At 41.3% G+C, this 22,245-nt stretch carries 21 protein-coding genes; 6 read left to right on the forward strand and 15 right to left on the reverse strand.

Annotated features, from left to right (window positions below; genetic code table 11):
* Positions 1-556 precede the first annotated feature (556 nt).
* From dusA to EAE90_RS20795, 3 genes are all read right to left on the reverse strand, one after another.
* Entirely contained in the window at positions 557-1,594 is a 1,038-nt protein-coding gene (dusA, locus tag EAE90_RS20785) for a tRNA dihydrouridine(20/20a) synthase DusA (protein ID WP_214055109.1), read from the reverse strand.
* Between the two features lie 308 nt (positions 1,595-1,902).
* Complete coding sequence (locus EAE90_RS20790) at positions 1,903-2,061, reverse strand: hypothetical protein (RefSeq protein WP_338049278.1); 159 nt, start codon at positions 2,059-2,061, stop codon at positions 1,903-1,905.
* Positions 2,058-2,189, reverse strand: coding sequence for a type II toxin-antitoxin system RelE/ParE family toxin (locus EAE90_RS20795; protein WP_082303661.1), 132 nt, complete (start codon positions 2,187-2,189; stop codon positions 2,058-2,060). Before EAE90_RS20795 ends, EAE90_RS20790 begins: the two co-directional genes overlap by 4 nt.
* A 134-nt stretch (positions 2,190-2,323) precedes the next feature.
* Between EAE90_RS20795 and EAE90_RS20800 the strand changes: the two genes are divergently transcribed.
* Positions 2,324-2,668, forward strand: coding sequence for a type II toxin-antitoxin system RelE/ParE family toxin (locus EAE90_RS20800; protein WP_036778159.1), 345 nt, complete (start codon positions 2,324-2,326; stop codon positions 2,666-2,668).
* A 1-nt stretch (position 2,669) separates the two neighbouring features.
* A complete protein-coding gene (locus tag EAE90_RS20805; RefSeq protein WP_036778104.1) occupies positions 2,670-2,987 on the forward strand; it encodes a helix-turn-helix domain-containing protein in 318 nt (105 codons plus the stop codon).
* Between the two features lie 147 nt (positions 2,988-3,134).
* Here EAE90_RS20805 and nadS read toward each other — a convergent pair whose 3' ends face one another.
* From nadS to EAE90_RS20825, 4 genes are all read right to left on the reverse strand, one after another.
* The gene (gene nadS / locus EAE90_RS20810) at positions 3,135-3,431 is read right to left on the reverse strand and encodes a NadS family protein (RefSeq protein WP_036778106.1); all 297 of its coding nucleotides are present in this window, start codon (positions 3,429-3,431) and stop codon (positions 3,135-3,137) included.
* Positions 3,432-3,574: 143 nt separating this feature from the next.
* The gene (locus tag EAE90_RS20815; RefSeq protein ID WP_214055110.1) at positions 3,575-4,153 is read right to left on the reverse strand and encodes a VOC family protein; all 579 of its coding nucleotides are present in this window, start codon (positions 4,151-4,153) and stop codon (positions 3,575-3,577) included.
* Positions 4,154-4,431: 278 nt separating this feature from the next.
* Positions 4,432-4,857: a tail fiber assembly protein gene (locus tag EAE90_RS20820; protein ID WP_214055111.1), complete on the reverse strand. Its 426-nt coding sequence runs from the start codon at positions 4,855-4,857 to the stop codon at positions 4,432-4,434.
* A 2-nt stretch (positions 4,858-4,859) separates the two neighbouring features.
* The gene (locus EAE90_RS20825; RefSeq protein ID WP_214055112.1) at positions 4,860-5,696 is read right to left on the reverse strand and encodes a gp53-like domain-containing protein; all 837 of its coding nucleotides are present in this window, start codon (positions 5,694-5,696) and stop codon (positions 4,860-4,862) included.
* A gap of 492 nt (positions 5,697-6,188) precedes the next feature.
* Here EAE90_RS20825 and EAE90_RS20830 point away from each other — a divergent pair, with 492 nt between their 5' ends.
* Positions 6,189-7,379: a lactate oxidase gene (locus EAE90_RS20830; RefSeq protein WP_246551022.1), complete on the forward strand. Its 1,191-nt coding sequence runs from the start codon at positions 6,189-6,191 to the stop codon at positions 7,377-7,379.
* Between the two features lie 202 nt (positions 7,380-7,581).
* On the opposite strand, the gene EAE90_RS20835 is transcribed toward EAE90_RS20830, so the two are convergent.
* On the reverse strand, positions 7,582-8,721 hold the full coding sequence (locus EAE90_RS20835; RefSeq protein ID WP_214055113.1) for a DUF1266 domain-containing protein: 1,140 nt from the start codon (positions 8,719-8,721) through the stop codon (positions 7,582-7,584).
* Positions 8,722-8,940: 219 nt separating this feature from the next.
* Here EAE90_RS20835 and zur point away from each other — a divergent pair, with 219 nt between their 5' ends.
* Complete coding sequence (zur, locus tag EAE90_RS20840) at positions 8,941-9,450, forward strand: zinc uptake transcriptional repressor Zur (RefSeq protein ID WP_214055114.1); 510 nt, start codon at positions 8,941-8,943, stop codon at positions 9,448-9,450.
* A gap of 161 nt (positions 9,451-9,611) precedes the next feature.
* On the opposite strand, the gene lexA is transcribed toward zur, so the two are convergent.
* Both lexA and EAE90_RS20850 read right to left on the reverse strand, forming a co-directional pair.
* The gene (gene lexA, locus EAE90_RS20845; protein WP_214055115.1) at positions 9,612-10,217 is read right to left on the reverse strand and encodes a transcriptional repressor LexA; all 606 of its coding nucleotides are present in this window, start codon (positions 10,215-10,217) and stop codon (positions 9,612-9,614) included.
* A gap of 119 nt (positions 10,218-10,336) precedes the next feature.
* Entirely contained in the window at positions 10,337-10,708 is a 372-nt protein-coding gene (locus tag EAE90_RS20850) for a diacylglycerol kinase (RefSeq protein ID WP_214055116.1), read from the reverse strand.
* Positions 10,709-10,837: 129 nt separating this feature from the next.
* On the opposite strand from EAE90_RS20850, the gene plsB reads away from it, so the two are divergent.
* Complete coding sequence (gene plsB / locus EAE90_RS20855; protein ID WP_214055117.1) at positions 10,838-13,294, forward strand: glycerol-3-phosphate 1-O-acyltransferase PlsB; 2,457 nt, start codon at positions 10,838-10,840, stop codon at positions 13,292-13,294.
* A gap of 48 nt (positions 13,295-13,342) precedes the next feature.
* Here the strand turns inward: plsB and ubiA are convergent, their stop codons facing one another.
* The 3 genes from ubiA to pgi all read right to left on the reverse strand — a co-directional run bounded on the left by ubiA (position 13,343) and on the right by pgi (position 16,572).
* Positions 13,343-14,197 (reverse strand): 4-hydroxybenzoate octaprenyltransferase, encoded by an 855-nt coding sequence (gene ubiA / locus EAE90_RS20860; protein ID WP_214055118.1) that lies wholly within the window; start codon positions 14,195-14,197, stop codon positions 13,343-13,345.
* 27 nt (positions 14,198-14,224) lie between these two features.
* Complete coding sequence (ubiC, locus tag EAE90_RS20865; RefSeq protein ID WP_214055119.1) at positions 14,225-14,737, reverse strand: chorismate lyase; 513 nt, start codon at positions 14,735-14,737, stop codon at positions 14,225-14,227.
* 188 nt (positions 14,738-14,925) lie between these two features.
* On the reverse strand, positions 14,926-16,572 hold the full coding sequence (gene pgi / locus EAE90_RS20870) for a glucose-6-phosphate isomerase (RefSeq protein WP_214055120.1): 1,647 nt from the start codon (positions 16,570-16,572) through the stop codon (positions 14,926-14,928).
* Between the two features lie 298 nt (positions 16,573-16,870).
* Between pgi and lysC the strand changes: the two genes are divergently transcribed.
* Positions 16,871-18,250, forward strand: coding sequence for a lysine-sensitive aspartokinase 3 (gene lysC, locus EAE90_RS20875; RefSeq protein WP_214055121.1), 1,380 nt, complete (start codon positions 16,871-16,873; stop codon positions 18,248-18,250).
* 337 nt (positions 18,251-18,587) lie between these two features.
* Here lysC and EAE90_RS20880 read toward each other — a convergent pair whose 3' ends face one another.
* A complete protein-coding gene (locus tag EAE90_RS20880) occupies positions 18,588-19,625 on the reverse strand; it encodes a DUF2156 domain-containing protein (RefSeq protein ID WP_214055122.1) in 1,038 nt (345 codons plus the stop codon).
* On the reverse strand, positions 19,609-22,176 hold the full coding sequence (locus tag EAE90_RS20885) for an aminotransferase class III-fold pyridoxal phosphate-dependent enzyme (RefSeq protein WP_214055123.1): 2,568 nt from the start codon (positions 22,174-22,176) through the stop codon (positions 19,609-19,611). Before EAE90_RS20885 ends, EAE90_RS20880 begins: the two co-directional genes overlap by 17 nt.
* Between the last annotated feature and the right edge of the window lie 69 nt (positions 22,177-22,245).

Raw genomic sequence — 22,245 nt, forward strand, 5'->3', positions numbered from 1 at the left:
ATTAGGATCGCTTTTTTATGGAAGAGAGAGATCTTAACGTTTTAATGAGAGAAATACCTATAAAAAGTCATGTTCTGATTTTTATTTAACCAAAATAACCTTATTAAAAGTGTGAGATCCCACCCTGCCTTACTATTCGATATTTATTTAATATCCATTAAGCAATCAATAACTTCTGGATACCTTAGTCCTTGTCTACCGTTAATAATCATAATATATCATTATTAAAAAAATAGAAATGCCTAATATTAATACATTTCGTGCTGAATAATACCTAAAAAAACAGTTGCTATGTACTTACTATCAGCAAGAATCACGTAAACTGGGATATTATTGCTCGGAACAGTTGTCCAGATCCCAATATGACAAAATTAATTTATTCGAACAGCATCACAATATTTAGCAAAGATATATGGATATCTATTTTTGTTCGATAATGAAAAACTAACTCGAAAAAACAGATTAAAGCACAGTAAAAAATCACGCAATATCCATAAATATTTTAGTGCTCAATTCTCATATATGACTGTGCCTTTAACAGTAAAATGAGCGGATATTACATCCGCTCAGTCACCATAGCTAGTGCCTTTTCCACAATAGAAATATCCGCACCCGGTTTATGGGCATTCTCACTAAGATGACGACGCCACTGACGCGCCCCCGGAATTCCTTGAAAAATACCTAAAATATGGCGGGTAATATGCCCCAGATATGTTCCTTTTGATAATTCCTGCTCTATATAAGGATAAAGTGCTTTGACCACCGCAACGGTATCAACCACCGGCATTGAAGCATCAAATAATTCATGATCAACCTGTGCCAGAATAGACGGGTTCTGATAAGCTTCACGCCCAACCATAATTCCATCCACATATTGTAAATGCTGTTTCGCTTCTTCCAACGATTTAATACCGCCATTAATAGCAATCGTTAATTGAGGGAAATCCTTTTTCAATTGATAAACTCGTGGATAATCCAGCGGTGGAATCTCACGGTTTTCTTTTGGACTTAAACCAGAAAGCCAAGCTTTACGAGCATGAATGGTAAATATATTGCAACCACTGCGTTGCACAACAACATCAATAAAATCACATAGGAATTGGTAACTGTCCTGTTCATCAATACCAATACGGGTTTTAACTGTCACCGGCACATTAACCACATCCTGCATGGCTTTGACGCAATCAGCGACCAGTTCAGCTTCCCCCATCAGGCAAGCACCAAAACGGCCATTTTGCACCCGGTCAGAGGGGCAACCGACGTTTAGGTTAATTTCATCATAGCCACGTTCCTGTGCAATCTTCGCACAATGCGCCAACACCTGCGGATCACTGCCACCCAGTTGTAGTGCTATCGGATGTTCTTCTTCGCTGTATGCCAGATAATCGCCTTTACCATGAATAATCGCCCCGGTTGTCACCATTTCTGTATATAACAGCGTTTGCTGACTTAATAAACGATGGAAATAACGGCAATGGCGATCTGTCCAGTCCAACATCGGAGCTACGGAGAAACGGTTAGGACTATATTTGACTGTTTCTCTATCTTTCTCGCTGAATTTAAACGTTTTTTGAATTTCTTTACTTTGGTGCATTGCTATACTTTTTTAGATTATTTTGGCATTCTCAGTACCCCATAAATAAGGGAATATACTGCGGAGAATGATATTAAATTACGGCCTACTATAGCATAGTGAAACGTCCCCGTACTGATGACACTATTAGGTATCGTTGACAATTGACGTTAAGAAGTATCACAGGTGATTTAATGTAGAGCCGTACAATTTGCTATCAGGAATATTTTGGGGAAACGCAGAGTACGTTGACTTTAGCGTAATTATTTCAGCTAAAGGGATAAACGGGACCAAAGTCCCATTCCTTTTACTGATATTGAACGTTGAAGTTAATAACCGCGCCACACGCTGCCGCATAACGTTCCAAGGTCTTCATACTTGCGCCAAGAGGATTTTTTCAAGCCCTTGTCGGCCTCCTTATACGCAGCGATAGACTCCGCGTCATTCAACATCAACTCCTTCAATTCGATCAGTGATATTGGTTTCATTTGAACTCCTTAAGCCTCGTATGGGCTGTCTTGATGGCTGCTGCCGGGGTTTTGTCGGTCTTCTTCACGAATGCATGTAGCAGATAGATATTCTGACCTCTTGCAAACGCATACAGTGACCGGGTAATGTTTTTATCTCCTCTACCCTTTCGAGGTTACCTGATTGTGCTCATTTTCTCCCTCAATGTGACTACACATGGTCCTTCTATTTATGTTATTTTATATCCATATAGGTATAAATCAATGCACGGAATCTCGCGTAATGAAACCTCTTTATTGGGTTGGTAGCAGTAAAAAAGACCTCCAGTCGCTTCCCGATGATGTTCAAGACATTTTTGGCTATGCCCTACATGTTGCACAGACTGGGGGAAAACATTCGCAGGCCAAGCCATTGAAAGGATTTGGTGGTGCCGGTGTATTAGAAGTCGTAGAAGACTACATTGGCGACACTTACCGGGCGGTATATACCGTTAAATTTGGAACTGCTATCTATGTTCTGCATGTATTTCAGAAGAAATCATCGACAGGGATAGCAACACCTAAGCCAGATACGGATAAAATTCGTGAACGATTGAAAATCGCAGAAGACCATGCCAGAGGAACATAATATGAACCACAATATCGAAGTCAGTAGCGGTAACATTTATGCCGATCTCGGTACGGCAGATGCCGAAGAAATGCAAGTCAAAGCACAACTTGCTACCACCATCGGCAACATCATTAAAAGCCGCCGCCTAACACAGGAAAAAGCCGCACAATTGTTAGGCATGACTCAACCCCGCTTATCTAACATGCTACGTGGGCAGTTCCGGGGGATCAGCGAGGCAAAAATGCTAGATTGCCTGAATCGACTAGGGCGGGACGTTCAGATTGTGATCGGGAAACCACGCCGAACACCCGGTAGCCTTAAAGTCGTTTTTTCTTAATACAACTTTCACAATAGCCCAATCTTCTGGGCTATTTTTATCTGTCGTGCATATACTCAAGCTCAGTTCTTGTCAACAGATCTGACTGGTACCGAACCTTTGACTACAGCCCTTTTTCGTACAGTTCCTAATCCTGCTGTCGCTCAATTAAATCATTTTAAGCTGGTTGATAATAAAAGGATTCGCCTGAAGCAACAACAACAGTTTTCTTGATGCGCCAGTGGGATAACGGCGTTGGCTTTCCCAACTTTTCACCAAGTCATAACTTACCCCGACCGCCACAGCAAAATCTTGCTGCTTCAAGCCGGTAGCTTCGCGTATTGCTTTAACATCAATTTCGGTGAAAGTATGAACATGTTCCGGTTTCGGTGTCAGCTCACCATTCTCAATTTTCACCATTTCTTCTACACTGGCCAGCAGATCGGCAAATATTTCATCTTTCATGCGATTTCTCCGCTCTTTAAGCGTGGGAGTTACTCCCCATAAATAACGCAACTAATTCAGCCCATCCGAAGATACCTCACTACACTTGTAACGACACTACTTACTTCCGGCCAGCAGATCAGTAAATAATTATTCAACACTACTTAATCAGTGCCAATATCATCATGCCCTTCTTCGAATTCCCATTGAATATTATATTTATCTATAAAATAAAAATATCTGATCTTACCTATAATCTCACAAGTTTCTTGTTTTAAAACAGAATTTTTTTCATCCTCTTCGTTAAAGAAGATAAATTCATCACTGGTAATTTCATCTATTTTGTATGGCTTATATAGTGGTGATGAATTTATTAATTTTACATCAGGCGAATTTTTTATATGCTCAAATACACTATCTATGTTTTTTACTCTAAGACAAATATGCCCAATACCACCAATATCATTGGCTTCTTTTATTTCAATTCTTTTTGTTCCAATTGGGCTGTGATATTCCATTAATTCAATAAAAATCCCAGTCCCAGGAATTTCCAGAAATGCTATTGATACATCAACCTGTTCAGGGTTATCAATAAAACCGGCTGATTTTGCAAAACCCTTATTTTTAAAATGAGGAAAGAATTGCCTAGGTATTGCACCAAATAGATTTTTATAAAAATCTATTGCCGCCGTCATATCATCTACAACAATATTAATATGACCTAATCCTTTAAAGTCTATCATTATTTTCCTCCATTAATTTATATGGAATATAATTCCCATGAAATAACAAAATAAAAAATCAGCAAATAAAGTTATCAATCATATCCATTAAAGTCAAGTTATAAATCATATCATAATCATTTAATCAACTTAGAAATAGTCACCATAAAAATAAAAAACAACCAAAAGGAAGTTAGTTTAAAGCAAATAATCAACAATTAAGGTTTAAGTTTAAAACCGGATATCCCCCAAAAATCAAACAGGTCAATTTTTGGGGTGGATTAAAAAATTGCGTCTATTTATCCCTTTGGTTTTTCCGGCCAATCAATATCCATTCCCTGTGAAACATCTATCCGATTAAGTATGACTCTGTATTCTTTCCATGCCAATAAAGCTGTTTTCTCTTCCTCAATCGCAATACCTAAATCAACAGCGTCTTGCAGTGGCGCAATTTGATTGGTTGCCTCAGCAATGAGTTGTTGTTTTTGGAATTCAGCATGTTGCCGTAATTCATCTTTCGTTGGCGGGGGAATATCTGCCCACTCTGGCAAACCGTTTTTATTTGCTACACGGTGTTTTCCTTCTGGCGCATGATTAGCAGCATATTCCTGATAAACATCGTTACTGACTTCTATAATATCATCCGGCAGTGAGCCAGAAGCAATATAATTTTGTTTCAATTCTACCGGGTAGAAAGCATTTGTTTTTGCACTGTAATAATACATAATTAATATCCTATCGCTATCCAAAAGAATGGGCTATCCCATTTGGCATTTACCCAAGAATTTAATAAATCGAAAGATGAATGATCAATTACATTTACATAGCCAACAGATGCCCCCATAAAACCCATTTTACTTTGAATAGAGTTAATATTGACGGCGTAATGCGTATTGGAGAAACTAATTGGCAATTGAATACGTTCTATATGGCCAGCATCAATGACCTTAGTACGACCCCATTGGTAAATAACGCCTGTATCTCCACATTTCCACCAACCATTAATCGCTTTACTGGCAGTATTCTTATTACCTTTGGCATTAACTTGGTTATCTACTTCTTCTTTTGTGTATACCCCAATATCCACAGCATCCAGATCAATATTCTCAGATAATTCCTTACCATTCACCTGCCGAATATTAGGTACTCTGCTATTAATATGCTCACTAAGCGAATTTACTATATTTTGAGCCAGCTTTTGCGTAACAGCTAACATGTCACTATCACCAAGTACATCTGTAAGCTGAGTAACACCTTTTTGTGTTAATGAAGCACTTGGGATTTCTATTAAAGCTTTTTGCTCTAAAGCTGTATTTAATTGGGTAGTGAGCTTGTCTATATCACCATCATCCAAAACATCATCACCACATTGTGTAGAGATAAAATTAGCTACTACTGATGATATAGTTGACGATTGACGCAAGACCTTATTTAATAAATCAATGGAAATAACATTGGGTAAAATCCCCATATTCAATTCCTGACTTCCTTCATATTCCTCCTGAGAAACAATATTCGCATCCGGGCCAATGGAAAAGGCTTTAAAATCATTCTTATTACTCATGAGTTCTCCTTAAGGAAAAAACTTATGTTTTCATTAAATAAGACTTTGAGATAATGAAATCTAAAATATCTACCTGTTCATCGCATATAATTTTAGAACGCATTTCAATAATAGCCTTTTTCTGATAATGAATGATGAAATATTTTTATAACTTAGTGTAATTAACTATTTTCTTATAATTAATAAAGGTAACAATTAAATATTTTAAAACAAGTTTATACCAAAATCTGATTATTTACATTCAGCATCCCCCTCTGTTTGAACTACTCCCCAAAACTCAGGTAAGCAAATAAAATAACTCACCTTACTTTAATTTGAATTTTGTGATACTCCTCTCATACCAAAAATCTCCAGTTCCAATAGGCTTTATCAGCTTATAAAAACATTCTTAAGGATTTATTAGCTTGAATTATCCAGAATAGGTCTATTCTTAATATGTGGACAAATTCTATTGTCAATACTTATTAAACCTACTAAGTAAGGGAAAATTATATGCCATCAAGAAGAGACGTCATAGTTGGAGGATTAAGTCTTGCTGCTGCCGGTACGCTATCTGCTGTATCCTCAGCCAACGCTGCAACTGCTAACATAAAACTGACAGGAGCCTACAAAACAAATAGTGCAGAAAAATCCCTTGATATTATTAATCTTTATGACCTGGAAGAAGAAGCGCGTAAATTGATTCCTGCGCCCCAATTTGGCTATATCAGCGGCGGCTCAGGTGATGAATGGACTCTACGTGAAAACACCAGAGCCTTTGACGATTTCCAAATTATTCCCCGCTATCTCGCAGGAATAAAAGAGCCTGACACAACAACCGAATTGCTCGGCAGTAAAGTGGATATACCTATTTTCATTCCCCCAATGGCAGCACATGGGCTATCTCATACGACTGCTGAATTGGGAACAGCAAGAGGCGCTGCCGATGCTGGCACACTGTTTACCGCACAAACTCTGGCTAATTCACCTCTTGAAGAGATAGGGAAAGTGAGTAATGGCCCCAAATGGTTCCAAATTTATTTTACCAAAGATATGGGCATTAACCGCGAAATGATACGCCGAGCCAAAGCAATGGGGGCAACAGCAATCGTCTTTACGGTCGATTTAGAGTGGAGTGGTAACAGAGAAACCGATAAACGTAATAAATTTGTTTTCCCACATTCATTACCATTTCCGAATATTCCAGGCGTTCCCGCAGGGGCAAGCTTATCAGAGATTACAGCGCTCTTTAAACGGGATCTTGATTTTAATGACCTGGAGTTTCTCGCCAAGGAATCAGGTCTGCCAATCATCGTAAAAGGTATTCAATCCGCCGAAAATGCTAAAGAATGTGTTGATCACGGCGCCGCAGCGATTCAAGTTTCTAATCACGGCGGCCGACAGTTGGATACTGTCCCGGCAGCAATCGCTTCATTACCACACATTGTTGAAGCTGTTGGATCTAAAATCCCAGTCTATTTAGATGGCGGCATCCGCCGCGGTACCCATGTGTTTAAAGCTCTCGCATTAGGCGCCAAAGCTGTCGCTATCGGCAGGCCCATTTTATATGCGCTGGCATTAGGTGGAGCGCCAGGCGTAACTTCCGTTTTAAACCTGCTTAAAGATGAGCTAAAACTTTGCATGAAGTTAGCAGGATGTGCAGCCATTAAAGATATAGAGAGAAAATTTATTAGCTTGATTTAACCCATTAACTAGTAAAGCAAATATTGGCCCCGTTTCATTTGAAACAAGTGATTTCAGGAAACGGGGTGAATTATGTTACCTTTAGAAATGATAGATACCATAATGAAAAAATCCGTTCTCTCACTTATTACGCCATATTCCCTATATTAATTATTTATTTCCCTTTGAAATGTTCTTCAAAGGGAAAGATTTCATGTAAATATTAATGGAGTACACGAGACGCTGACAGCTCAGTAATATCAAATTCATAACTTTGTTCTTCCATGTTACTACGTAAAACATCTTCTACTAATGCAGAAAAGCCTGTCATCATCTGTCTTTCCATAATAACGCCTTTTGGTTCAGGCCACGGCAAACTCGCAATTGGCCAGTCACAATGTGACTTATAATAGTTAAATTGTTCCAGCCGTTCTTTAGACCGGTTAAAATCATTACTCCAGTAAGCATTTCCTAGCCGAAAATTTGTATAAAACTCATCAAAATTACCGAAGATTTCATAAACATAATCAGCGGTTTTCAGCATATTTTTCCATGCCATTTCTTCACTGATATAACCGGCACAAAAACAGTTACGACTTAAAACAATCGCCAGCCACAAATCAAATCCCCACACTAATGCAGGAGGACGTTTATTAATAGGTTTGGCACATTTATGAATATAATCAGGTGTTACTTCAACTAATTTGGCAAGCACTTTAAACATTTTCCCATCACTAAGAGCAACATCAATAGCAAAATGTTTTGAATGTACCCCTTCCCACAAACCCGTTAGCATTTTCATATACCCTTCTTCATCAATAATTCCCCAGTCGCTATATAATTGGAATTGATGTTCCTGGGTCAGAGATAATGGAAGCAGGCAGTAACGATAGTTATCATGGGCAACCCGTGACTGTAGAGGATAATGCTCTAGAGTTTCACTCCAAAAACCTAACCAATAATCACTAACAATATTTAACCGTAATGCCTGCCGCTTCTCTTCTGGTAAAAGAGATAAACCTGCCTGTTGATAATAACGCCGTTGTTCCCATTCAGGACGCTTAACAATGCGATAAATAATCACAGAGAGTAACATTACACCCAATAATGCTACACCGCCTACTTGTGCCAGAAGTAAATAGTCGGTATCAGGGACAGATACATTACCTATTATAAATAAAACAATTGCTACAGATAATACAATACCCATACATACTGCAATTACAAATAAAATATTAATCAATGCATATAATGCTCTTAGAAAAGGTAACTTTCTTTTTTCACAGATAATATGCTTCATTACCTGATAGCCTTTGACAGGGAACTGTCTATAATGAGGCTGATTTTGTAAAAGCTCTTTCATCACAAATGCTTCCTTTCCGAAAATTATCTGTCATATACGATAATTCTTGTCTGCATTATCATAAACTTCAAGAAAACATTATTTTTGCTATTAAGTACCAATTTAGCCAAATTAACTCCATCAGGGGACAATCACAATGAACTTTACCGGATAATATTTTCTATTGAAGAAACATGATAACATCACAATATTATTATCGTACTGGTTGTAAGAGGCGCAATGAAATTGATTAATCAAAAGAAGTTACTGGAACAGGCCGAAGTTATTTGCCAGGCTCGTGGAGTCCGTTTCACTCCGCAACGACTTGAGGTTTTGCGTCTCATTTCAGAGCAGCCAGGGGCAATCAGTGCTTATGATTTACTGGATTTGCTACGGGAAGCAGAACCGCAGGCCAAACCGCCTACCGTATATCGGGCACTGGAATTTCTGTTGGAACAGGGGTTTATTCATAAAATAGAATCCACCAACAGTTATGTCCTATGTCACCATATTGAACAACCAAGTCACACCTCAGCGATGTTCATTTGTGACCGTTGTGGTTCTGTTACGGAACGAGATGGTGGAACCGTCGAATCCGCCATCCAACAACTAGCAAAAACAGCCGGGTTCAGTTTACGCCATACCATCATCGAAGCGCATGGCTTATGCTCACCTTGTGAAGAGATCGAATCCTGTATTAAGCGAGATGAATGCCAGCATGACCACAGTATTGAAGTAAAAAAGAAATAGTAAGTAAATACTTACTTTTGGTACAGAGCCAGACTGAAATAAACAACCGCAGAATCACGTTTAAGATAATCATGACCAAAACGATAAATTCAATAACATGATTCTGCCGGAATATTGCAATTCTTTAACAATCTCAAAAACAACAATCTAATATTTTACTATCAAGACCAATTGCCGTTACGAATCACCCCAACCGCCAATCCTTCAATTGTCAGACTCTGTTCACGCAAATCCACCACAATTGGCTTAAATTCGGGGTTTTCTGCCAGCAATTCAACTCTATTCCCAGTCTGTTTAAAACGTTTTACCGTCACTTCATCTTCAATGCGAGCAACAATAATCTGCCCATTACGAACATCTTGTGTTTTATGCACGGCCAATAGATCACCATCCATAATCCCAACATCTTTCATAGACATACCGCTGACCCGCAACAGGAAATCTGCACTTGGCTTAAACAGTGCCGGATCAACCTGATAATGACTTTCAATATGCTCCTGTGCCAACAGTGGTTCACCTGCGGCTACACGGCCAATTAACGGTAAACCAGATTCTTCAACCAGCAAACGGATACCCCTAGATGCCCCAGCGACAATCTCTATCACCCCTTTACGAGCCAATGCTTTCAAATGTTCCTCAGCCGCGTTAGGTGAACGAAAGCCAAGACGTGCTGCAATTTCAGCACGCGTTGGCGGCATCCCCGTTTGCGAAATATGGTCACGCACCAAGTCATAAACTTGCTGCTGCCTTGCGGTAAGTGCTTTCATTTCGTCCCCTGTTTGTTTATACAGTCAATATGTGAGTATATACAGCTAAATAACGATTGGGAACCTACCAGGGTAGAAAATTAGCCAATTATAATATAATACCTAACTATTAAACTAAATCATGCCATAAAATAGCGCCAAAGGATGGTCCCCCAGACAATTAATGACAGAATCATCGTTAGAAAGACAGCCGCCGATCCCATATCTTTCGCACGACCAGACAGTTCATGGAACTCACTGCCAATACGGTCAACCACTGCTTCAATAGCACTATTCAAGATTTCCATAATCAACACCAGCATCACTGAACCAATCAATAAAATGCGTTCAATTGCGCCGATGTCCAGATAAAATGCAACCATCATAGCCAATATCGCTAAGATTATTTCCTGCCGGAAAGCTGCTTCATTTTTCCATGTTGCCCTAATGCCTTTCATAGAATATACGATTGCTTTCATGATACGGGCCAAGCCCTTGGATTGATTCGCCATAAATTATTCACACCAAATATAAGGTTATTTGACACTTTCCCCTTTTATTATTGTCTTAACACAACAGATCTCAACACCCGTTTCTGATATGCTGGCAACGTGTTGCTAACAAGAGGCTTCAAGATATTTATGTCAAGTTGGCGTAAAATATATTATAAATTATTGAATTTACCACTAAAAATACTGGTAAAGAGCAAACTCATCCCCACAGATCCTATTACTGAATTGCGGCTCGATACGACACGCCCGATTCTGTACGTGCTGCCGTATCACTCCAAAGCAGACTTACTGGCATTACGTCAGCAATGTCTTGAACAGGATCTGCCGGACCCATTAAATTCACTGGAGATCGGAGACACTGAACTTCCTAGCTATGTATTTATCGATAATGGCCCACGTGTATTCCGCTATTGTGCGCCAAAGCAAGAATCCGTAAAAATTTTCCATGATTATCTGGATCTGCATCGCAATAATCCAAATCTGGATATCCAAATGCTGCCAGTTTCTGTCATGTTCGGCCGTTCCCCCGGACGCGAAGGGCAGAGCGCTCCACATTTGCGGCTACTCAATGGTATCCAAAAATTCTTTGCTATTCTCTGGCTAGGCCGAGATAGTTTTGTCCGCTTTTCAAACACAGTATCGCTACGCTATATGGCAACTGAGCATGGCACTGACAAGACTATTGCCCATAAGCTGGCTCGCGTGGCACGAATGCACTATTCACGTCAACGCCTGGCAGCCGTTGGACCGCGCCTGCCGGTTCGTCAGGATCTGTTTAACAAGTTACTAGCATCAAAAGCGATAGAAAAGGCAGTCTCTGATGAAGCCCGCAGCAAGAAAATCTCACATGAGAAAGCCCGGCAGAATGCCATTAACATGATGGAAGAGATTGCTGCGGATTTCTCTTATGAAACGGTACGGCTGTCAGGCCGTGTACTGGGTTGGACCTGGAACCGCCTGTATCAAGGGATCAATGTTCACAATGCTGAACGTATCCGCCGTCTGGCTCAGGATGGCCACGAACTGGTTTATGCTCCCTGCCACCGTAGCCACATGGATTATTTATTACTCTCCTACGTGCTCTATCATCAGGGCTTGGTACCGCCCCATATCGCCGCGGGCATCAACCTGAATTTTTGGCCGGCAGGGCCAATATTCCGCCGCCTTGGTGCATTTTTCATCCGCCGCACGTTCAAGGGGAATAAACTCTACGCCACGATATTCCGGGAATATCTAGGTGAGTTATTTGCCCGAGGTTATTCTATTGAATACTTTATGGAAGGCGGTCGCTCCAGGACAGGTCGTTTACTCGATCCCAAAACGGGTACGCTGTCCATGACGTTACAAGCGCTGTTGAGAGGCGAGTCACGCCCAATTACCATTATTCCAATTTATATCGGCTACGAACATGTGATGGAAGTTGCCACCTATGCCAAAGAGCTACGTGGCGCAACCAAAGAGAAAGAGGGTTTTTTCCAGATGATACGCGGTTTGCGCAAACTTCGTAATCTGGGGCAAGGCTACGTGAACTTTGGCGAACCCATCCCGTTGATCCAATACCTTAACAACCATGTTCCTAGCTGGCGCGATTCTATTGATCCAATAGAATTCCATCGCCCCGAATGGTTCAATCCGACAGTCAGTCAACTGTCTGAGAAGATTATGGTAAATATCAACAACACTGCGGCGGCTAATGCAATCAACTTGTGTTCAACTGCCCTGCTTTCGTCACGTCAGCGAGCACTAACTCGTGAGCAACTGCTTGAGCAACTGGATTGTTATATACAGCTCATGCACAATGCGCCCTACACTGCCGATGTCACTGTACCAAAGAAAACCGCGGAGGAGTTGTTAGAACACGCTCTGCAAATGGATAAGTTCGAGGTAGACAAAGACAGTATGGGTGACATTATCATTCTGCCACGTGAGCGTGCAGTTTTGATGACCTACTACCGCAACAATATTCAACATCTCTTAGTACTGCCATCACTGATTGCCTGCATCGTTATTCATCATCGCCGTATCAGCCGCGAAGCGTTGTTAAACCAAGTCGCGATCATTTATCCACTACTTAAAGCCGAGTTGTTTATGCGTTATAGCAAAGCAGAGCTGCCGGAAGTGGTTAATACGCTGATCAACGAACTGACCCGCCAGTCCCTTATCTGCAACAAGGAGCATGGCATGCTGGTGCTTAATCCAGCACGTATCCGCCCCCTGCAATTGCTGGCAGCCGGCATCCGTGAAACACTGCAACGTTACGCCATCACACTCTCTTTACTGAACGCCAACCCAATAATCAGCCGGGGAGTGCTGGAAAAAGAGAGCCGGATGTTAGCGCAACGTCTGTCGGTATTGCATGGCATCAACGCACCTGAATTCTTTGATAAGGCGGTATTTACTACGTCGGTAAATACACTGCGTGAAGAAGGTTATATCAGTGACAGTGGTAATGCGATTACAGCAAATACCCAAGAGCTGTATCAGGTATTAGGTGAATTGATGTCACCGGAGATTCGTCTTACTATCGAAAGTGTCAGTTTGCCGCCAGAGCATAACGATACCGAAGAGAGTGCCAAGGAAGGATAAACTTCTAAATACTGGTGATAATGGTTATTCACATTATCACCAGATGTTTCAGACATAGCTGAAAAAGATGCCAAGGAATAACACCAAACCTACATAGTTATTATTGAGGAATGCCTGAAAACAAAGTGTTCTTTCCCGGTCGGCAATCAGTTTCTGCTGATAAATAAATAGCGTACCCGCAAGCAACAGTGACCAATAGTAGATGCCGCCCAGATTCATCATATAACCCACCAGCACCAGCACCAGTAACATAGCGAGTTGCAATAAACCTATAATCAATTTATCGAAACGACCAAACAAGATCGCGGTGGACTTAACGCCAATTTTTACATCATCGTTTCGATCGACCATCGCATACTGTGTATCATAAATAACCGACCAGAAGATATTAACCAGGAATAATAACCAACACTCTAGTGGTAAGGACTCACTAACCGCAGCAAATCCCATCGGAATAGCCCAACCGTAAGCTGCCCCTAACACAAACTGCGGAAGATGACTAAACCGTTTAACAAAGGGGTAAAACCAAGCCAGAGCCAACCCGACAACTGATAACCCGATCGCCATTTTATTCAAGGTCAACACTAGCCCGAAAGAAATCAACGCCAACACGACAAACAGGATCTTACTCTCTTTCTCGCTAATAGCGCCACTAGGCAGCGGGCGTGCTTTTGTCCGTTCTACGTAACCATCAAATTTTCTGTCAGCAAAATCATTGATTACACATCCTGTTGCACGCATCAGAAACACACCGGCAGTAAAGACCAATAATATGAGCATATCCGGAATCCCTTTCCCGGCTATCCACAAAGCCCAGAAAGTCGGCCACAACAACAATAATGAACCTATAGGTCTATCAATGCGCACTAAACGGCAATAGGCCAGCCATTTACTTTGCGCCATACTTCCCGCCACTTCTGTTTCCCCCTTTTAAATTTTACCTTTATATACAGGTGATTCCGGTAAAAAGACTTCGGTTAATAATAATGGCTTGCCTGATAACCTCAGCAATGATCGTCTTGCCCAACGGTTCCCCTGCCGCCCTACATGAATATAGTCCCGCGTCAATTTATTACCACTAAAAAGATACCGTCCCAGTGGGATTGTTCCTAAATCAACCAAACTTTCATCAGGGCCGGTTAATGTTGCTTCAGGGATTAACGTTCGTCCCAATAGCCAGGGGATATTATCACCGCACAGTACGATCTCACGCAGCCAATATCTTTGGCTTGTTGGCAAACATTCACTTTCATCAGAAAGTTGTTCCCCAGTAATAAAACATTCTCTGAATGGTATGATTCGCACACGGTTACAATATTGCTCAAAACGGCGGGTCATTGAGCCCAATTCCATCAACCAGTCTAAAACCTGATCAGACAAAATGGGCGAATCCACCGAAAGCCATTGAATAGGCGCCGTTGTTAATATTGAATCAGTTGACATACGATTTTCCATTAGGACAAATTTCTTTTATCCGGAAGTACAATTGATAACCGCAGAGAATACCACGTTGTAGGTATACAGAATAAAAAGTTATGACGGATTCTATAAGTATTGTTGACCAAAAATAAGCGAATTATGTTCATCATAATTCGCTCATATCAATTAACTTCCTGATTCAGAATAAGTGATTAACGCCATGCTTTAAAACGGTTAATTAACCCATTTGTCGAGCTATCGTGGCTGACAACCCTATTATCATCCTTAAGTTCTGGCAGAATACGGTTAGCTAATTGCTTACCTAATTCAACCCCCCACTGATCAAAAGTAAAGATGTTGAGAATCGCGCCTTGTACAAATATTTTATGTTCATACATGGCAATCAACGCCCCCAAACTAAATGGGGTAATTTCACGTAACAGAATAGAATTAGTCGGGCGATTTCCTTCAAACACTTTAAATGGCGCAACATGTTCAACTTCAACCGCAGTTTTGCCACTAGCGACAAATTCAGCATCCACCTGCTCACGAGATTTACCGAAGGCTAATGCTTCTGTCTGAGCAAAGAAGTTAGATAACAATTTGCTGTGATGGTCACTCAATGGGTTATGGCTGATGGCTGGCGCAATAAAATCGCAGGGGATCAATTTAGTTCCCTGATGAATAAGCTGATAGAATGCGTGCTGACCATTTGTTCCAGGCTCTCCCCAGATAATTGGGCCGGTTTGGTAATCCACAGGATGACCATTGCGATCGATATATTTACCGTTAGATTCCATATTACCTTGCTGAAAATAGGCAGCAAAGCGATGCATGTATTGATCGTATGGCAGAATCGCTTCAGTTTCTGCGCCAAAGAAATTGTTGTACCAAATACCAATTAACGCCAGCAATACAGGAATATTCTGCTCAAATGAGGTATTGGCAACATGCTGATCCATTGCATGCGCCCCACTAAGCAATTGTTCAAAATTTTCAAACCCGACAGAAAGTGCAATAGACAAACCAATCGCTGACCACAATGAATAACGGCCGCCAACCCAATCCCAAAACTCAAACATATTTTTGGTATCAATACCAAATTGCTTAACTTCCTGCTCATTTGTGGAAAGCGCCGCAAAATGCTTTGCAATATGCCCTTCATCACCCGAACTTTTTAGGAACCAGTCACGGGCAGAGTGAGCATTGGTCATCGTTTCCTGAGTAGTGAACGTCTTGGAAGCAATGAGAAACAGCGTCGTTTCCGGGTTAAGTGCTTTCAAAGTCTCCGCAATATGGGTTCCATCAACATTAGAAACAAAATACATATTCAAGTGATTCTTATAAGGTTTCAGCGCTTCCGTCACCATATAAGGGCCAAGATCTGAACCACCGATACCGATATTCACAACATCAGTAATCACCTTACCGGTATAACCTTTCCACTCGCCATTAATCACACGTTCACTGAAATCTTTCATTTTTGCCAACACCGCGTTGACCTGCGGCATAACATCTTCCCCATCAACCACAATCGGGGTATTGCTGCGATTACGTAGCGCAATATGCAGTACAGCGCGATCTTCCGTACGGTTAATTTTCTCACCAGAAAACATACTGCGAATAGCCCCGGCAACATCCGTCTCTTTAGCAAGTGCCTGTAATGCTTCTAATGTCTCCGTTGTGATGTGATTTTTTGAAAAATCCACCAAGATCTGGTCATCAAATGTCGCTGAGAACTTAGCAAAACGATTTGGCTCCTGTTCAAACAATTCACGTATGTGAATATCCTTTATCTGCGCAAAATGCTGTTCTAATGCTTTCCAAGCTGAGGTTTGACTAGGATTGATATTTTTCATAGCTATGCTCTCTATCAACTGGCTGTAATTAATTGGGAGTAAAGAAAGATTGTAACCTGTAATTCTATGATTCAAGCCTCTTTTCCTTTAATCACTGATATTGGTCAAAACGATTAGGTTTTTCTAGTTCTATTTGCTGAGGTGTATAAAAAATAATTACCTCTCTCGACTATCCTCAATTTATTTTATGATTCTCATCGCGTTATGAAAGATATTGATGTAACTCTTCACCCCGTTGACTCAAACCCGTTAACCCGATATTTCTAAAAGACTATCCAGTTAACAGAAGGTTATCGCAATGAGTGCTGTTTCATCCCAATGCCCTGAAATTGGCGGGCATGTAGTCGCAAAATTTGGTGGTACCAGCGTGGCAAATTTCGATGCCATGAATAACAGTGCAGATATCGTACTGGCAAATAAAGCCGTACGTGTGGTTGTGCTATCTGCTTCCGCCGGTATAACCAACTTATTGGTTGCATTAGCGGAAGGTTGCGATGCAGATAAGCGGGCTGACTACTTGAAACAGATCCACTCCGTTCAATACGCAATTATTGATCGTTTGCATGAACCCGATACGATTCGTCAAGAGATTAATCGTCTACTGGAAGATATTAAAACCCTTGCTGAAACCGCGTCTCTGGCAACCTCTACGGCTCTGACAGATGAATTAGTCAGCCACGGTGAACTAATGTCCACACGATTGTTTACCGAATTGCTTCACCAACGCGGTAAAGATGCCGAATGGTTTGATATACGCAAAGTGATGTATACCGATGATCATTTTGGTCGTGCTGAACCAAACCATGAACAACTTCAATCGTTGGCAACAGAACATCTTTTACCACGTCTGAAAAATACCTTGGTTGTCACCCAAGGTTTTATTGGTCGTGAAAAGAGCGGTCGTACCACTACACTGGGACGAGGCGGCAGCGATTATACTGCGGCACTCTTGGGAGAAGCCCTTGGCCTGAAACGCGTTGATATCTGGACAGATGTTCCGGGCATTTACACCACTGACCCGCGAGTCGTTCCAACCGCCCAACGAATTGATAAGATTGCCTTTGATGAAGCGGCGGAGATGGCAACATTTGGCGCCAAAATCCTACATCCGGCAACACTGTTTCCCGCTATTCGCTGTGGCATTCCAGTATTTGTCGGCTCTAGTAAAAACCCACAGGCCGGCGGTACCCTAGTTTGCGATACTACAGAAGCCGCGCCGCAGTTCCGCGCTATTACTCTACGCAAGCAACAGACGTTACTGACACTACACAGTCTGAAAATGCTGCACGCACAGGGATTTTTGGCCGAAATATTTACCATTCTGTCACGTCATAATATCTCGGTGGATTTGATCACGACCTCCGAAGTCAATGTGGCATTAACACTCGACGCCACTGGTTCCACCAGCACGAATGGCAGCCTGCTGACCAATGCACTGATGACGGAGCTTTCGACGCTGTGCCGAGTTGAAGTGGAAAAAGATCTGGCGCTGGTGGCACTTATTGGTAATCAGCTTTCTCAAACCAACGGATTAGGAAAAAAGGTTTTTAGTGTGCTGGAAAGATTCAATCTTCGTATGATCAGTCATGGCGCCAGTAACCACAACCTGTGCTTGCTTGTTCAAGGCAAAGATGCAGAACAAATTGTTCAAACGCTTCATCGGCGTTTGTTTGAATAAGTATAATTTTTCAGGTATTTGATATTCCGTTCAGTCAAAAGGCTGAGCGGAATATTACAGTGAATCCATTATTTTACTCGCTAATAATTTACTATGTAGAAATCTCAGTACAGACTTCCATATTAAAAGAGCAGTAAACATCGTCTTAAGTCAATAAAAAGGAAAATAAGGTAACAATAATCTGTAAATAAAAAATTCAAATATATACGTAAAATTGAAAATAGATTCACTATAAAATATATCAATAATCAAGCAATATTAACTATGACAGGTGATCAGCCTGGTATTTCCTCCTCTGATCACCTGTTACCTAACATTAAAAAAAGCTTTTTATAACTTAGATACTATTAGTTGTTCGCAATGTTGACCATAATGCTTTCATGGCTTTTCCTCTGGGGAAAGCAATATATTCCGGTTCAATTAACGACGGCCGCCAACTCATTTTATATTGACGTTGCGAAGCAGCAGGATAAACAATGCCGCCTTTTGATGACAACCATTTAGCAACTTTATAAAAGATTGCTGAGTCATTAATATATCCCTCCTCACCGAACTCCACCAAAGGGGTAAAGCCCAAATGAAGGTAGGAAACTACGCCCTCTTTCAGGAAGTCATTAATCGCCGTTTCATTAATAAATTGCATCGTGCCGTCGGGTATATCCGGTTTTTTTCGAGATAGGTTATGAAACCATCCCGATGTCTCTCCCCAAGTGTAACTGTAAACAATATATGCCTGAATTTGTTCTCCCTGTGTTGCAATATAGACTCTATGCTCGCCTGAACTCACTTCTACGGTGTTGAAATCAATCACCAATTTTTTCAGGGCCTTCGCGTGTTTTTCTTTCAACCAAAGCTGATTAATATATTCTAGTTGTGGTTTAAATCGATAATATTCCTCTTGCGAGCAGATCTCGCGAACGGAAATCCCCGCTCTTCTGGATTTACTGATTTTATTTCTAAGCTGCTGAAACCGCTTGCCTTTCATGTCATATCCATCAAGGCTCAATGAATAACTCGCTCCAAGCTGGTTCACAGAAAAACCATTATTTTTCAACAATACAAAATCACTCTCATCACCGTGCAGAAAAACCGGGAAAGCCCGCTTTTCTCTGGTGAAGTTGAGAAAAGAGTGTAAAAGCGCAGCTCGTTCTTCGACAGGAGCCAAAATACCGCCTACACACATATGCAGATTTTTGTCCTGGAAAAAACCCATAGCCCCCTTTTGATTAGTAAACCAATATGTTTCACTATTGAACAACAGGCTACTCAATGGGTGCTTCGCATAGCAAAGCATTTTTCTGAGATGACTGTTGCCAAGAACATCTTGAGCGTTCCCGGTGGCAATAATCTGAGGAGCATCAAGCAACATGCTCATAACGCTCACCTTGATTATTTCGGGAATACTGGACAGGGATGAACCCATGCTTCCTGGCGATATCCCGAATCGCCAATGCATCATTATAATCAATAGATTTACCGATGCTTTGATGAACACTCACCCCTTCAAGCGCCACAGCGATAGTCTCTGATAAACAGGCGAGATTTACCCCCGCAGGTACATCGATCACGTTGCTATCGCTATAGGTCACTTTCTCAGGCTGATAGACCAACCCCCCTTCGTAAATTTGACGATTGCCGTCCCGAATGAAATCGAAAGGTCTGGCCGCATCAAAAACGATAGCGGAATCTTTCAAGTAATGTGTATTCAAGAAAGGCTTTCCTTCACTCGTTGCCGAGACGATAAAATCAGCCTGATTCAAGGAATGTTCATAACTCTCTATCGCTTCCAAACCAAAGGCACCAACAACTTCAAGAACTTGCTGATGTAATACTTGTGCATCTGTCACCCCCGGATTTTGTTTAAAAAGCCATTTTCTCATCTTATCCATGACTGAATCTGGCTGGATAACATCATGAGTCCTTAATACCGAGGAGAGCAGTGCTTTAGTCAGTTCAGAGAGCAATACGCGTGCTTTATTTGGACGACTAACCAAAATAATCCGGCCAAAGTTATGCGCTAAACCAATGACTGAAAGCCTGCCTACGGAGCCTCTGGCGCCTACTACCGCCAATGTTTGCCGGGATGCATTTTCTGTCAACATTGAGCGTATCCCCTCAATCACCGCCATCGCTGTCAGAGAGTTGCCATTAGTCAATATCCTGCCCTGCCGATTATTCACCAAACTATGACCACCGTTAGTAATAACCGAGGTGTAAGCCCCTAAACCGACAATTTCAGCACCATTTTTCTCTGCCACATCAAGATATTCCTTCATCAATACCGCCCGTTCTTTCGCCGATAATGCCATCATATCTTCGGGACTGATAGGTGAGAAAAGGAGCATACCATTGGCATATGCCGCTGAACTTTCAACACCAAATTCAATAGCGACATCAGGATTAAAATCAATCGAGGAAACCTGCATGATCCAGTCACTGAGCTGTTTCTGCTGCTCCAGCGTGTAATTCTCCTTTATTGACAGGCAATAAGTGTGAGCAAGCTCATTGACCGAAGTAGTATGCATCAAGAAAGCGAATTTCTTACCCTCCACCAATCCAGAGACAGGCGCTTTAATCTGAGCAATATTATTGTTTCTTGAAATTGGATAACTCACCGAAGGTGGCGGGAGATTCGCAATAGGTATGTCTATCAAGTGTGAAAAAAGAATGTCATATCGTCCATTCTGAACCAGTTGACATACCTCATCAAAAGCCGTGAAAAACGTCTTGATATCCTCTTTGGAAACGTTAAGTGGTGGTTCAAAACGTACAGAACAAGGGCGAGACATTAACGGCATGGTGAAAAGGCCATAATATTTCAATAAGAAACTACAAATGATATAAGCCAGACCACCGCTTCTTTGACTGAAATTAATAAAGATATTAGAAGCCGCTTTGCTGTCCTGTATTTCAAGACCACGCATCAACCCAGCCCCTTGCCAGTAAAAATGCTCTGGGTATTTAGCAGACAATTGTTCAAGACATTCATCAACATAGCGGCTGACTTCTTGAATATGGGTTAACGCCTTACCATCATCTTTAGCCAAATGCTCAATAACAGCAATTCCCATCGTTGCGGCGAGAACGTTATTAGCAAAAGTGGAGCTATGTTTTCTATCGAACTCAGATAAATAAAGCTCACCTGAATATAACATCGCACCAATCGGCGAGATACCAGCCCCTAATGCTTTGGAAAACAGGATCACATCCGGTTTCAAAGCATAGAGCGTGGCTGCACAGAATGCCCCAAGTCTACCGATACCGGTCTGAACTTCATCAAATACTGACAATGTGCCATTTCTTTTACACAGTGCCAAAATATTGGATAACGTCTCTGGTGGAATGACTTTCATTCCACCTTCTCCTTGCACCGGTTCAATGATAAATGCGGCAAATTCCCGGCTCTCCAGCTTTCTTTTTATTTCATCTAAATCTTCACTATCAACCTGCTCATATAATTTATCATCGTAAATGAAATCGGCTTTAAACCGACTTGATCCTGTAGCGGATAATGCCGAATAGGTTTTACCGTGAAAACTGCGATTTAAACTCAGAATACGCTTTCTGCCGGTAAACAGACGGGTAAATTTAATTGCAGCTTCTACTGTTTCAGCGCCGCTGTTAGTAAAAGTACAGTGGGTATATTTTTCCTTATCTATTTGCTCTGCAAGCATTTCAGCTAATAGCCGTACCTTTTTGTGAATATTGGGTTGAAAGAAGATAGGTTCTCTATTTTCAGTGAATCTATTAATTTCAGCGATAGCGAAATCAGGATTATGCCCAAATGGCAGTGCGCCATATTGAGCCAAAAAATCCTTAACAATCCGGCCGTCCGATAATGTAAGCCGGTTATCTTGAGCAGACTTAATGTCCAATTCAAGGCCCACAGAGTTTAATAAATTCTCACGATATTGATTAACAAACATAGTTTTCTCTCTTTTTTTAGGTGCACAAAGTCATGCTGTAAACAGCACGAAAAAATCCTTGAGTTATAA

It is taken from the genome of Photorhabdus caribbeanensis (assembly GCF_018448885.1).
GTDB lineage: Bacteria > Pseudomonadota > Gammaproteobacteria > Enterobacterales > Enterobacteriaceae > Photorhabdus > Photorhabdus caribbeanensis.